This is a genomic window from Massilia sp. UMI-21 (genome assembly GCA_015277795.1).
In the GTDB taxonomy this organism is placed as follows: Bacteria; Pseudomonadota; Gammaproteobacteria; order Burkholderiales; family Burkholderiaceae_D; genus Telluria.
In genome coordinates this window covers 566,242-578,564 of sequence record CP063848.1, presented here as the reverse complement: position 1 = coordinate 578,564, position 12,323 = coordinate 566,242, and the positions used below count along the sequence as shown (strand labels likewise).

The 12,323-nt window shown below is 63.9% G+C and carries 12 protein-coding genes and 4 tRNA genes; 3 read left to right on the top strand and 13 right to left on the bottom strand.

Annotated features, from left to right (window positions below):
- Positions 1–201: 201 nt before the first annotated feature.
- From rplA to IM543_02555, 13 genes are all read right to left on the bottom strand, one after another.
- Entirely contained in the window at positions 202–903 is a 702-nt protein-coding gene (gene rplA / locus IM543_02615) for a 50S ribosomal protein L1 (protein ID QOY94817.1), read from the bottom strand.
- Entirely contained in the window at positions 903–1,334 is a 432-nt protein-coding gene (rplK, locus tag IM543_02610; protein ID QOY94816.1) for a 50S ribosomal protein L11, read from the bottom strand. Before rplK ends, rplA begins: the two co-directional genes overlap by 1 nt.
- Positions 1,335–1,443: 109 nt before the next feature.
- Positions 1,444–1,992, bottom strand: a complete 549-nt coding sequence (gene nusG / locus IM543_02605) for a transcription termination/antitermination protein NusG (protein QOY96492.1) — start codon at positions 1,990–1,992, stop codon at positions 1,444–1,446.
- 80 nt (positions 1,993–2,072) lie between these two features.
- Positions 2,073–2,462, bottom strand: a complete 390-nt coding sequence (gene secE, locus IM543_02600) for a preprotein translocase subunit SecE (protein ID QOY94815.1) — start codon at positions 2,460–2,462, stop codon at positions 2,073–2,075.
- Positions 2,463–2,498: 36 nt separating this feature from the next.
- A tRNA-Trp gene (locus IM543_02595) sits at positions 2,499–2,574 on the bottom strand.
- Between the two features lie 103 nt (positions 2,575–2,677).
- Positions 2,678–3,868 (bottom strand): elongation factor Tu, encoded by a 1,191-nt coding sequence (tuf, locus tag IM543_02590; GenBank protein ID QOY94814.1) that lies wholly within the window; start codon positions 3,866–3,868, stop codon positions 2,678–2,680.
- Positions 3,869–3,953: 85 nt separating this feature from the next.
- Positions 3,954–4,028 (bottom strand) — tRNA-Thr (locus tag IM543_02585).
- Positions 4,029–4,063: 35 nt separating this feature from the next.
- Positions 4,064–4,137 (bottom strand) — tRNA-Gly (locus IM543_02580).
- Between the two features lie 41 nt (positions 4,138–4,178).
- A tRNA-Tyr gene (locus IM543_02575) sits at positions 4,179–4,263 on the bottom strand.
- A 171-nt stretch (positions 4,264–4,434) separates the two neighbouring features.
- Positions 4,435–5,964, bottom strand: coding sequence for an HDOD domain-containing protein (locus tag IM543_02570; GenBank protein QOY94813.1), 1,530 nt, complete (start codon positions 5,962–5,964; stop codon positions 4,435–4,437).
- A gap of 15 nt (positions 5,965–5,979) precedes the next feature.
- A complete protein-coding gene (locus IM543_02565) occupies positions 5,980–7,635 on the bottom strand; it encodes a tetratricopeptide repeat protein (protein ID QOY94812.1) in 1,656 nt (551 codons plus the stop codon).
- A 161-nt stretch (positions 7,636–7,796) separates the two neighbouring features.
- Positions 7,797–8,783, bottom strand: a complete 987-nt coding sequence (locus IM543_02560) for a DnaJ domain-containing protein (protein QOY94811.1) — start codon at positions 8,781–8,783, stop codon at positions 7,797–7,799.
- Positions 8,784–8,894: 111 nt separating this feature from the next.
- On the bottom strand, positions 8,895–10,043 hold the full coding sequence (locus tag IM543_02555) for an SAM-dependent methyltransferase (GenBank protein QOY94810.1): 1,149 nt from the start codon (positions 10,041–10,043) through the stop codon (positions 8,895–8,897).
- A gap of 127 nt (positions 10,044–10,170) precedes the next feature.
- On the opposite strand from IM543_02555, the gene IM543_02550 reads away from it, so the two are divergent.
- From IM543_02550 to ttcA, 3 genes are read left to right on the top strand one after another with little or no spacing between them, the layout of a single operon-like run.
- Entirely contained in the window at positions 10,171–10,953 is a 783-nt protein-coding gene (locus IM543_02550; GenBank protein QOY94809.1) for an SDR family oxidoreductase, read from the top strand.
- A gap of 21 nt (positions 10,954–10,974) precedes the next feature.
- On the top strand, positions 10,975–11,373 hold the full coding sequence (locus tag IM543_02545) for a dihydroneopterin aldolase (protein QOY94808.1): 399 nt from the start codon (positions 10,975–10,977) through the stop codon (positions 11,371–11,373).
- Complete coding sequence (gene ttcA, locus IM543_02540) at positions 11,370–12,290, top strand: tRNA 2-thiocytidine(32) synthetase TtcA (GenBank protein QOY94807.1); 921 nt, start codon at positions 11,370–11,372, stop codon at positions 12,288–12,290. Before IM543_02545 ends, ttcA begins: the two co-directional genes overlap by 4 nt.
- Positions 12,291–12,323 lie beyond the last annotated feature (33 nt).

The window sequence follows — 12,323 nt, the reverse complement described above, 5'->3', positions numbered from 1 at the left end:
AGTCAATCTAACGCGGATGAACTCACGCAGCGTGGACTACAAAACTTGTTCGGGTACACCATCTGCGTTGGGTGGCTTATTAACCTCCGGCTCAACCTCTGCCTTCGGCCCAACGGTCTTTGATTGCCTGCCGGAGCGGTGCTTTGCTCCGACAGCCCAAAGATGCGCCTCGCGATGTTCAGCGAGGACTCAATTCAATACTTACTGAGCAGCGGCGATCGAAGCGTGATCGACACGGACGCCAGCGCCCATGGTCGACGACAGGGCGACCTTACGCAGGTACACGCCCTTCGAGGTTGCCGGCTTGGCCTTGTTCAGGGCGTCGATCAGCGCGACCAGGTTGGTCTTGAGCTGTTCGTCCGAGAACGACTTGCGGCCGATGGTAGCGTGGACGATACCCGACTTGTCGGTACGGTACTGGACCTGACCAGCCTTGGCGTTCTTGACGGCGGTAGCGACGTCCGGGGTCACGGTGCCGACCTTCGGGTTCGGCATCAGGCCGCGCGGGCCCAGGATCTGGCCCAGGGTACCGACGATACGCATGGTGTCCGGCGAAGCGATCACGATGTCGAACGGCATGTCGCCGGCCTTGACGCGCTCGGCCAGGTCTTCCATACCGACGATGTCGGCGCCTGCTGCTTTAGCGGCTTCGGCCTTGTCGCCCGAGGCGAACACGGCGACGCGCACGGTCTTGCCGGTGCCTGCTGGCAGCACGACCGAACCGCGGACGACCTGGTCCGACTTCTTCGGGTCCACGCCCAGTTGAACGGCGACGTCGATCGACTCGTTGAACTTGGCGGTGGCGAATTCCTTGATGATCGACACAGCGTTGTCGAACGCGTAGACCTTGTTACGGTCCACTTTTTCTTTCATTGCTTTAACGCGCTTGGACAGCTTAGCCATTACAGACCCTCCACCGTGATGCCCATCGAACGTGCCGAACCGGCGATGATACGCACTGCGGCGTCCATGTCGGCTGCGGTCAGGTCCGGCTGCTTGGTTTTTGCGATTTCTTCAGCCTGGGCACGGGTCAGCGAGCCAACCTTGTCGGTATGTGGCTTCGGCGAACCCTTGGTGATGCCAGCGGCTTTCTTGATCAGGTAGGTTGCCGGCGGGGTCTTCATCACGAAGGTGAAGGACTTGTCGGCGAACGCGGTGATCACGACCGGAATCGGCATGCCCGGCTCGAAACCCTGGGTCTGGGCGTTGAACGCCTTGCAGAATTCCATGATGTTCAGGCCGCGCTGACCCAGTGCTGGGCCGATCGGTGGGGATGGGTTTGCCTTACCGGCTGCGACTTGCAGCTTGATAAAGCCAATAATCTTCTTTGCCATGTCTGGCTCCTAAGTTGGCATTGAGTAGTAGCGCCCCACCGCACCTACTCTCGGCGGGGCTCCTCTTTCCGGATTCCGCCTTGCTGCTGCGACGCTCCGATTCGGCGTTTTAGACTTTCTCTACCTGCCCGAACTCCAGCTCCACCGGAGTCGCGCGGCCGAAGATGGTGACAGAAACACGCACCTTCGATTTTTCGTAGTTGACTTCCTCGACGTTGCCGTTGAAGTCGGTGAACGGGCCTTCCTTGATGCGGACCTGCTCGCCCACTTCGTACAGGACCTTGGGACGCGGCTTCTCGACGCCTTCCTGGACCTGCTGCATGATCTTGTCGATCTCGCGCGCCGGGATCGGCGTCGGCTTGTTCGACTTGCCACCGATGAAACCGGTGACCTTGCTGGTGTTCTTGACCAGGTGCCAGGTCTCGTCGGTCATTTCCATTTCGACCAGGACATAGCCCGGGAAGAAACGGCGCTCGGAGACGGCCTTGGTGCCGTTGCGCATTTCGACGACTTCCTCGGTCGGCACCAGGATCTGGCCGAACTGTTCCTGCATGCCGGCGCGCTCGATGCGCTCGGTCAGAGCGCGCATGACGCTCTTTTCCATGCCGGAGTACACATGGACGACGTACCAGCGCTTGTTGTTAACCGGGACACTCACGGGAGCCGCACCAGCGTCTTGCGCCGGAGCGCCGGCCGCCGGGTCTTGGCCCGGCGCTTCTTGATTGACGTTCTCGCTCATCAGTTTTTCCATCCCAGGACCAGGTCGTACAACAGGAATTCGAGAACCTTATCCGTGCCCCACAGGAAGATTGCCGTCACGACCACGAAGGCAAACACGATGCCGGTGATCTGGGTGGCTTCCCGACGGGTCGGCCAAACAACCTTCTTGGTTTCACGCACCGATTCCTTGGCAAAGCTCAGGAAATCGCGACCGGTTGCGGAAGTCCACAAAAGCAGGACGGCAAAAACTAAACCAGCCACGAGGGCGCCGGCGGCGACCAAGGCTGGTTTGTTCTGGCCTTTCAGGTAAAAGAACCCGACAACGCCTGCAATCGTGGCAACTACCGCCAGTGCGACCTTGAACTTGTCATTCGAGGTGCTGACAGTTTGCACGGATTGATTAGACATCTTCTTTACTTTCGGTGCCTACGCACCAGAATTCGGTGGCAGGGGCGGAGGGAATCGAACCCGCGACCTTCGGTTTTGGAGACCGACGCTCTGCCAATTGAGCTACACCCCTACGAAAACTTCTCGCTGAATCCAGCATTATACGGCATGTAGGCACATGCTGACAATGCTGTTTGAGGGAAACGGAGACTTCCGTCTCCCTCTTGCATCACTGATTAGGCGATGATCTTGGCAACCACGCCGGCGCCGACGGTACGGCCACCTTCGCGGATTGCGAAGCGCAGACCTTCTTCCATCGCGATCGGAGCGATCAGCTTGACGGTGATCGACACGTTGTCGCCTGGCATGACCATTTCTTTGTCGGCCGGCAGCACGATCGAACCGGTCACGTCAGTCGTACGGAAGTAGAACTGCGGACGGTAGTTGTTGAAGAACGGGGTGTGACGGCCGCCTTCGTCTTTCGACAGGACGTACACTTCGCCGGTGAAATCGGTGTGCGGCTTGATCGAGCCCGGCTTGGCCAGGACCTGGCCACGCTGGACGTCTTCACGCTTGGTGCCGCGCAGCAGCAGACCGACGTTGTCGCCAGCTTGACCCTGGTCCAGCAGCTTGCGGAACATTTCCACGCCGGTGCAGGTGGTCTTGACGGTGTCGACGATACCGACGATTTCGATCTCTTCGCCGACCTTGATGATGCCGCGCTCGACACGACCGGTCACCACGGTACCGCGGCCCGAGATCGAGAACACGTCTTCCACCGGCATCAGGAAGGCGCCGTCAACGGCACGTTCCGGGGTCGGGATGTAGGTGTCCAGGGCTTCAGCCAGCTTGATGATGCACTCTTCGCCCATTTCGCCAGCTGCGCCTTCCAGCGCCATACGTGCCGAACCCTTGATGATTGGCAGGTCGTCGCCTGGGAACTCGTACTTCGAGAGGAGCTCGCGGACTTCCATTTCGACCAGTTCCAGCAGTTCTGCGTCGTCGACCAGGTCGCACTTGTTCAGGAACACGATGATGTACGGAACGCCAACCTGACGCGCCAGCAGGATGTGCTCGCGGGTCTGTGGCATCGGGCCGTCAGCGGCCGAGCACACCAGGATCGCGCCGTCCATCTGCGCGGCACCGGTAATCATGTTCTTGATGTAGTCGGCGTGGCCTGGGCAGTCAACGTGTGCGTAGTGACGGTTTTCGGTTTCGTACTCGACGTGCGCGGTGTTGATGGTGATGCCGCGTGCCTTCTCTTCCGGAGCCGCGTCGATCTGGTCGTAGGCCTTGGCTTCGCCGCCGAACTTCTTCGACAGGACGGTTGCGATTGCAGCCGTCAGGGTGGTTTTACCGTGGTCAACGTGACCGATGGTGCCGACGTTGACGTGCGGCTTGGTCCGTTCGAATTTACCTTTTGCCATTTGAGACTCCTAAGATCTAACGATTTTTTTGAGAATTACCAGGCACGACTGACGGACAAGCGCTGCGGACTGCCGTACAAAATTCTGGTGCCCTTGACGTGGATTGAACACGTGGCCTCTCCCTTACCAAGGGAGTGCTCTACCACTGAGCTACAAGGGCTTATTTTTGCGGCTAGAAAAGACACCGCACTTAACTGGAGCGGGTGAAGGGAATCGAACCCTCGTCGTAAGCTTGGAAGGCTTCTGCTCTACCATTGAGCTACACCCGCGAGGTACAACTTCTTTCAATTCGCTTCACGACTCTTCTTTTTGGTGGTGGGGGCTGGATTCGAACCAGCGTACTCAGAGAGGGCAGATTTACAGTCTGCTGCCTTTAACCACTCGGCCACCCCACCGCGAAGAACCGCAGAGTATGAAGCAAGCTCAACGTGTTGTCAACTAAGTTTCTGCAGACTTTGTCTGCTTCGCATAGCAGCGTTGCTTCGGGGCGTGATTGTAACGGGAGGAATGCAAAACCACAAGGGTGATTTTGCGCGAATTGCAGGGAATGGGGAAATCGCGGGTGTTCACGGCGCCAGCGCCGCCAATACTTGCCCCTTGAGCGCCTTGATCAGGGCGGTTTCATCGGGCGGCACGCCTTCCGGCGCCGTCATGCTGCGGTCCGCATAGAACAGCCCCAGCTGCACCTTGCCCACCACCAGCGGCAGCACGATGAAACTGCGCGCGTCCGGCAGCAACTGGCGGTGCCAGTCGGGCAGCAGGTCGCGGATCTTGGGGCTCGACGCGTCCGAGATCATCAGGTCGGCGTCGTTCTCCATGGCCAGGTGGAACAGGTCGCGATTCGATGCCAGCGGAAAAGCGAAGCCGGCCTGGAGTTCGGCGCCGTCCTCGCCCAGCGCCAGGCGCGCACGGTATTGCCCGCTCTTCGCGTCTTTCAGGCAAATGGTGGCGAAGCGGCAGCCCAGCGCGCCGTACAAGGTCTCGAGCACCGCCAGCACCACCTCGTTGACCTTGCTGCCCGAGGCGCGCAGTTGGGTCACGTCCTGCACCCCTGCCAGCAGCAGCTCGCGCGCATTCTTCGGCTTGCCGCTCGGATGGGCCCCCTCCTGCTCCTCCTCGCCGGCATCCAGGGTGGCCAGCAACAAGACGTTCGGCAAGCCCTGGCCTTCGCGCGGCGCGCTCTTGGGCGTGGCCTGCATGTTCATGCTCTCGAGCAGGCCACGCATGCCTTCCTGTACCGATGCCATCAGCTCGTCCATGCGTGCGCGGTCCAGGTCGAGCGCTTCGCCGTAGCGCCCGAGCAGCGCCTGCGCCGCGGGCGTGCCGTCCGGCTCGTGGGTCTCGGCAAGCAGGCGCGCCATATCCAGGCCGAAAGCCGCCACCTGGCGCATCCACTCGCCGCGATTGGCCGCCACCCGCAGGCTGGCGGGCCCCAGCGTAGCCTGGGCGCGCACGATCACGTCCGGGATCTTCCATTCGGTCAGTACCGCCTGCGACAATGCGTCGTAGCTGCAGCCCAGGATCATCTGCGAGGCCTGCCCTACCGTATGCTTGCCGCCCGCAACGAGTGCGCCGATCTCGCGGTAGCGCTCGTGTTCGTGGCTGGCCACGAGCAGCGGGGCCAGGTTCTTGAACAGCGCGCAGATCGCGGCTTCCTCGGCGCCCTGGTAAAAGCTGTGGCGGGCCATCTCGCGTCCCACCAGGCTGGCGCACAGGGCGGCTTCGAGCTCCATGCGCACGCTGCCCGCGTGTTCCGAACTGTCGAGCGCGTCGACCAGCAGCATCGCCAGCGCGGTGGTCTTCACGTTGTCGAAGCCGAGCAGCGAGATCGCGCGCGAGATGGTGGTGACGGGCGTTCCCCCGGCGGTGCGGTAGCGGATGGTGTTGGACAGGCGCAGGATGCGCTGGGTGAGCGCCGGATCCGACACCACGTAGTAGGCCAGGTCGTGGGTGCCCTGGTCCTCGCTCGAGGCCATCTCGACCACGCGCGCGATCGAGGCCCCCAGGGCAAACATCTCGTCGTCGCCGCACACCTTGTGCATCAGGGCCGCGCGCACGCGGCGGGTCGCGCCTTCCGGCGGAATCGAATCAAACATTGCTGCCTTTGCGGATCATCTTGATGGGGCCCTGGCCGGCTTGACCGGACGCCCCTGCGCATTGCGCTCGTATCTTTTCAGTACCTGGTGGTGCAGCGCCGACAGGGCGCCCAGCTTCGGGTTGCCCGGATCGAGCTTGCGCACGTTGTCGATCAGGCCGACCGCCTGCTGGCCGAGCTTGTCGTCCCAGCCCTCGTGCTCGAGGCAGCGCAGGGTCGCCAGCGCCGCGTTGAAGGCCACCGCCGGATTGTTCGGCAGCTTGGCCGCCGCCTCCAGCATCATGCCGACCGCCCCCTTGTAGTCGCCGCTGCGGGCGCGCGCCGCGCCGTCGGCCACCAGGTCGACCACATGCTGGCGGCTTTCCTGCGCCAGCGTGCGCGCCAGGTCGGGAAAACCCGCGCCTTCCAGCACGTTCATGGCGCGCAGCACCCCGGCGTCGTTCTGGGCATTGCGCATCACCTCGCGCACCAGTTCGGCGCCGCCCTCTTCCATGTTGTTTTCCAGGCAGGTGCGCGCCAGCTCCAGCTTGAGGTCGCTGGAGAGCGCCGGCGCATCGGCGGAAGCCGCCAGCGCGGTGCCCAGCGATTCGCTCAGGCGGGCGTCGTTGCCGGTGTATTCGTGCAGCAGGGCCGACGAGATCGCGCTGCACAGCACGGTATTCGGCCGCCCGCCCATCGAGCGGTCGAGGTCGCGGATGACCGAGGCCGCGGCCACCGGGTCGCCCTTTTTCACCAGCGTGCGTACCAGCTTGACATGGTCTTCGGGGTCGCGGAACTCGGAATACTTGGCCTTCGCGACCACCTGCTTGAGCGCTTTTTCGGCGGCCTCGGTGTCGCCGGCCTCGAAAGCGGTCTCGCCCAGCGTGCGCAGGCGCCGCACGGCATGCGGCGACACCGCCACCGCATCGGCCAGCACCGCCTGCGACTTGCCCAGGTCGCCCACCGCCGCATGGGTGCGCGCCAGCCAGTCGTAGGCGTCGACGAAGTTGCGGTTGCTATCGACCAGCTCTTCCAGCATTCCCTTGGCTTCGTCGAACTGCTTGCGCAGGAACAGGGTCTTGGCCAGGCCCAGGCGCGCCCAGGCGATCGCCTTGAGCTCGATGAGCTTGCGGTAGATCGGTTCGGCCTGGTCCGGCTCCCCAAGGAAGACGTGCAGCTCGGCGCGCAGGCGCATGAAGTCGACCGCGTAGCGCGGGTGCAGGCGCTCGCCCTCGGTACAGGCCGCGATCGCCTCGCGCTGGTCGCCCGCTTCCATCAGGGTATAGACCGGCATGAAGGCATGGCGCCGGTCGAGGGCGCGCGCGATCCGGTCCAGCAGGCGGTCGGCGGTGAAGGGCTTGAGGATGTAGTCGGTCGGCGCCAGCTCGGCGGCGCTGACGACCTTGCTGTGGTTGCCTTCGGCGGTGACCATGAAGAACATGGTCGACAGCGGCATGAGCTTGTGGTGGCGCAGGTCCTCGAGCAGCTGCTGGCCGTCCTGGCCGCCCTCGAGGTCGTACTCGCACAACACCATGTCGAAGCTGCGCAGCCCGAGGTGCTTGACCGCCAGGTTCGACGAACCGGCGTGCTCGATACGCGTCAGGCCACACATGTTGAGCATGCTGTGGATGTTGGCACGCATGCCCGAGTGGGGCTCGATGATCAGGGCCGTGAGGCCTTCCAGTTCGTTCATGGGATTCTTGTCTGGCCTGCGTTGGGCGTGGCGCAGCCGCTGCATTGGCGCGCTGCATTGGTCCAGTATATTACGGCTGGGGAACGAAATAGTTAAATTGGGTAGAGAGGCAGCGCAAAAGCGTCAGCCACCGGAGGTTGCTGACGAGAAAAAACCACAACTCAGGAGGCGAAGGCGGCCTGGCGCAGCGGTACGCGGCGGCCGTTGAGGCATTCGGTCTTGCTGTCGCCGACCACGATGTTCTGGTAGCGCACTTCGTACTTGCCCGCGCTGAGCTTGTCGATCAGGAAAGTGGCGCCCGGCTGCACGTAAGCATGACGCACGTTCGAGCGGCGGTCCAGGTCGTAGAGCTTGACGAAAACCGGCGAGGCGTTGGCGCTGTTGTCGATCATGACCTGCATTTCCTCGCCGCTGTTGCCGACCGGATAGCCAGGCAGGTAGCCGGATTCAAGCGGCCAAGGGTCGCCGCTGGGAGCAGTCAGGGTTTGCAGGTCGGTGCCGCAATCGGGCGCGCGTGCCGGCACCACCAGCTGGGTCACGGCCAGCGCCTTGATCTCGGGCGGCGGTGCCTTGCCTTCGCCGCCGAAGCGGCGCGCCCAGCCTTCGGTGCTGGCATCGGTGCCGAGCTCGTCGGGCCGGACGGCCGGCGGCGCATGGTTCGGGATCGGATCGGGCTTGCCGGCCCAGGCCAGGGCCGCCGGCAGCTTGGCGCGCGGCGGTTCCACCAGGTACACGGCGGCGGCCGCGCCGGCCACGAAGCAGGCTGCCAGGCCCAGCCACCAGCGCGGATCGCGCATCAGGCGCGAACGCGGACGCGCATGGGTATCCTGGGCGCGCGGCTCCCAGGCGTCGGGACGGCCCGTGCGGCCAGCATGTCCACTGCTTTCTTCGGCGCCGGTGCTTTCCAGCCATTCCACCTCCCACTCCTCCGACGCGATCCATTCGTCGTGCTCCTTGCGGCGCAGCGGGTCGGACAGGGTGTTGTAGGCGGTATTGACGATCGCCATGATGCGGGCGGCCTTTTCGTCGCCCGGATTCTTGTCGGGATGGTACTTCTGGCTGAGGGCCTTGTACGCCGCACGAATGACTTCCGCCGGCGCGCCGCGCGCGACCTTCAGGTTGTCATAGTGGGTATGGATCTTGGCCATGTTTTCAAGGGTGCGCGCTTGCCAATCGTTAACCCTGCGTCGTCGATCCTGGACACTCCGGGCTGTACAGCTTAGCCGGATTTGTATCCAGAACGCAAGATGTCAAAAATTCTACAGGCGGTGGGTCCGGTCGGCCCGCACGATAGCAATCGGCAAGTCCACGTCCTGTCCCACCACCAGCACCTTGAACAACTCGCCCATCTCGGCGGGCGACAGCAGTTTTTGAACAGCGCGCGACTGGGGCAGGAAGCGCAGCGCATCTTCCGGGCTGGTCTCGAGCAGCAGCTCGCCGATGCCGCAGCCCAGCAGGAAGGACGCCTGGTTCATGTAAGCCAGCACCGGCAGCCCGGCTTCCTGCGCGGCCAGCGCCATCGCCGTGAAATCCACGTGCGCGGTGATGTCCTGCAGGCCCGGCAGGTAGAACGGGTCCGGGTGGGCATGGTGACGATAGTGGCACATCAGGGTGCCGCCCATGCGCTGGTCGAGGTAGTACTCGTGCGCCGGGAAGCCGTAGTCGAACAGGAAGGCGGCCCCGCGCCCGCCCTGCATCATGCCGGCCAGCGAGGCCATGAAGCCTGCGGCCACCGGGTGGATTTCGGTAACGTAACCGTCCGGCAGCGCCTCGGCGTCCGGCACCTGGCGCGCCAGGTGCCGCGCCAGCGCGGGCGGCAGCTCGTGCTGCACGAAGGCGAAGGCGCCGTTTTCCACGGTGACCATCTGGCGCAGCCAGCGGCCGTCGCGGCGGATCACGAGTTCGACCGGCATCGCGTCAAGCACCTCGTTGGCCAGCACCACGCCGCTGAAGGTCTCGGGCATGGCGTCCAGCCAGCGGACCTGCGGCAGGTCGCGCAGGGCTTCCTGCTGGCGCGCGCGCAGCTCGCCCGACAGTTCGATGATGGTGTACGAGCGCAGCTGCACCCCCATCCCCGCCAGCGCGCCGATGACGTCGCGCGCCAGCTTGCCGGTGCCGGCGCCGAATTCGATGATGTCGGGCGCGCTTTGGGCGATAATAGCGGCTGCCGCGCGCGCTACTGCCGCCCCGAACAGGGGCGAGATTTCGGGCGCGGTGGTGAAGTCGCCGCTCGCACCGAGCTTGGACGCGCCGCCGCTGTAGTACCCGAGCCGCGGGGCATACAGCGCCAGTTCCATGAACCGTGAAAACGCCATCGCCCCGCCGAGTGCTTCGATCTCGGCGGCGATCAGGTGTTGCAGGGATTGGGACGCAGCAAGGGCGTCGGGGGTGGGTGCGGGCAGGGACATGCCGGCATTGTAGCGAAACGCTGCACCACCGGTGGGACAGGCGGCACAATCGCGGCACAATCGCAGCACAATCGCAGCACACTCACCGGCACTCGACCAGCACAGCTCCTGAGCATACAACCTAGCCATGACGGATTTTGCCCCTACTTCCCCGAAAGTCGCGCTCGTGACCGGCGCCGGCCGCCGCCTGGGACGCGCGATCGCGCTCGGCCTGGCCGCTGCCGGCTGGGACGTCGCCGTGCACTACCGCCATTCCGAACGCGAGGCGGAAGACACCGCGGCAGCCATTCGCGCCCTCGGCCGGCGCGCCGCGCTGTTCCCTTGCGACCTGCTCGATGAAGCGGCGGTGCGCGCCCTGCCCGGCCGGGTAGCGGCCGAACTGGGCCTGATCAACTGCGTGGTGAATAATGCATCGTTGTTCGAATACGACAGCGCCACCACGTTTTCGCCGGCCTTGCTGGGCAGCCATATGGGGGCGAACCTCACGGCGCCGCTGCTGCTGGCGCAGGCCCTGCATGCCGTCACGCCGGCCGGAAGCCAGTCGGTGGTGATCAACTTGTTGGACCAGAAACTGTACAATCTCAACCCGGATTTTCTGTCGTACACGCTGTCGAAGGCGGCGCTGCACGCGGCCACCACGATGCTGGCACAGGCGCTGGCGCCCACCGTGCGCGTGGTCGGCGTGGCGCCCGGCATCACGATGGTGTCGGGCGAGCAGAGCGAGGAAGGCTTTGCCAAGGCGCACCGGATGACGCCGCTGGGCCGCTCCTCGACCCCGCAGGACATTGCCGACGCGGTGGTGTATGCCGCCGGCGCGCGCGCGCTGACCGGCACCACCCTGCTGGTCGACGGCGGCCAGCACCTGGCGCCCTCGCAGCGCGACGTGATGTTCCTGACCGAACTACCCTAAACCATTCATAAGGCTCTACCCATGTTATCCGCCCTGATCCACCCTAGCTTGCGCGATTGCCGCCGGCTGTTCCTGCGCAACTACGAAGTGATGATCAACATCGGCGTGCATGACTTCGAGAAGCGGGCGGAACAGCGTGTCATGATCAACGTCGACCTCTACATCCCGCTCGAACAGTCCACCCCGAAGGCCGACCAGCTGTCGGAAGTGGTCGACTACGACTTCATGCGCGACACCATCGCCAAGCGCATTTCCAAGGGTCACATCCATCTGCAGGAAACCCTGTGCGACGACGTGGTCAAGGCGATGCTGACCCACCCGCGCGTGCGCGCCGCACGCGTGTCGACCATGAAGCCGGACGTCTATGCGGATTGCGAGGGCGTGGGCGTGGAAGTGTTCCAGGTGAAGGAAGAAGCATGAGCGAAGCGGATCTCGACCAGCTGAACGCGGATGCCGCCAGGAAGGCGGACAAGATCGCGTACGAGAACAACAAGCTGCACAAGCGCCTGTGCCGCCTGGTGGGCCAGGCGATCGGCGACTTCAACATGATCGAGGATGGCGACAAGCTGATGGTCTGCCTGTCGGGCGGCAAGGACAGCTATGCCCTGCTGGACATCCTGATGACCCTGCGCGAGCGCGCGCCGATCCATTTCGACATCGTCGCGGTCAACCTCGACCAGAAACAGCCGAACTTCCCGGCCGACATCCTGCCGGCCTACCTGGAAAAACTCGGCGTGCCGTACCACATCGAGAACCAGGACACCTACAGCATCGTCAAGCGCCTGATCCCGGAAGGCAAGACCACCTGCTCGCTGTGCTCGCGCCTGCGGCGCGGCATCCTGTACCGCGTGGCGGACGAGCTCGGCTGCAACAAGATCGCCCTCGGCCACCACCGCGACGACATCCTCGAAACCTTCTTCCTGAACATGTTCTTCGGCGGGAAGCTGAAGGGCATGCCGGCAAAATTGGTCTCGGACGACGGCAAGCACATGGTGATCCGCCCGCTGGCCTACGTGAAGGAAGCCGACACCGAGCGCTATGCGGAAGTAAAAGGCTTCCCGATCATCCCGTGCGACCTGTGCGGCTCGCAGGAAAACCTGCAGCGCAAGCAGATCAAGGCGATGCTGCGCGACTGGGAAAAGAAGCACCCGGGCCGCGTGGAAAACGTGTTCTCGTCGCTGAGCACCGTGGTGCCCTCGCACCTGCAGGACCGCAACCTGTTCGGTTTCGTCGACCTGAGGACCGACGGCCTGCCGAACCCGCTGGGCGACATCGCTTTCGACGAGGAGCCATGCTCGACCCCCGCAAGCAACACGATCTCGCTGACGCAGCTCTGATCCGGCTTTCCCGAAGCGGCGCAGGCATTGCCC

Coding starts and splice junctions, on each gene's coding strand:
- rplA (QOY94817.1), bottom strand. CDS start 903: ATGGCTAAGCTGTCCAAGCGCGTTAAAGCAATGAAAGAAAAAGTGGAC.
- rplK (QOY94816.1), bottom strand. CDS start 1,334: ATGGCAAAGAAGATTATTGGCTTTATCAAGCTGCAAGTCGCAGCCGGT.
- secE (QOY94815.1), bottom strand. CDS start 2,462: ATGTCTAATCAATCCGTGCAAACTGTCAGCACCTCGAATGACAAGTTC.
- tuf (QOY94814.1), bottom strand. CDS start 3,868: ATGGCAAAAGGTAAATTCGAACGGACCAAGCCGCACGTCAACGTCGGC.
- IM543_02570 (QOY94813.1), bottom strand. CDS start 5,964: ATGTTTGATTCGATTCCGCCGGAAGGCGCGACCCGCCGCGTGCGCGCG.
- IM543_02565 (QOY94812.1), bottom strand. CDS start 7,635: ATGAACGAACTGGAAGGCCTCACGGCCCTGATCATCGAGCCCCACTCG.
- IM543_02560 (QOY94811.1), bottom strand. CDS start 8,783: ATGGCCAAGATCCATACCCACTATGACAACCTGAAGGTCGCGCGCGGC.
- IM543_02555 (QOY94810.1), bottom strand. CDS start 10,043: ATGTCCCTGCCCGCACCCACCCCCGACGCCCTTGCTGCGTCCCAATCC.
- IM543_02550 (QOY94809.1), top strand. CDS start 10,171: ATGACGGATTTTGCCCCTACTTCCCCGAAAGTCGCGCTCGTGACCGGC.
- IM543_02545 (QOY94808.1), top strand. CDS start 10,975: ATGTTATCCGCCCTGATCCACCCTAGCTTGCGCGATTGCCGCCGGCTG.
- ttcA (QOY94807.1), top strand. CDS start 11,370: ATGAGCGAAGCGGATCTCGACCAGCTGAACGCGGATGCCGCCAGGAAG.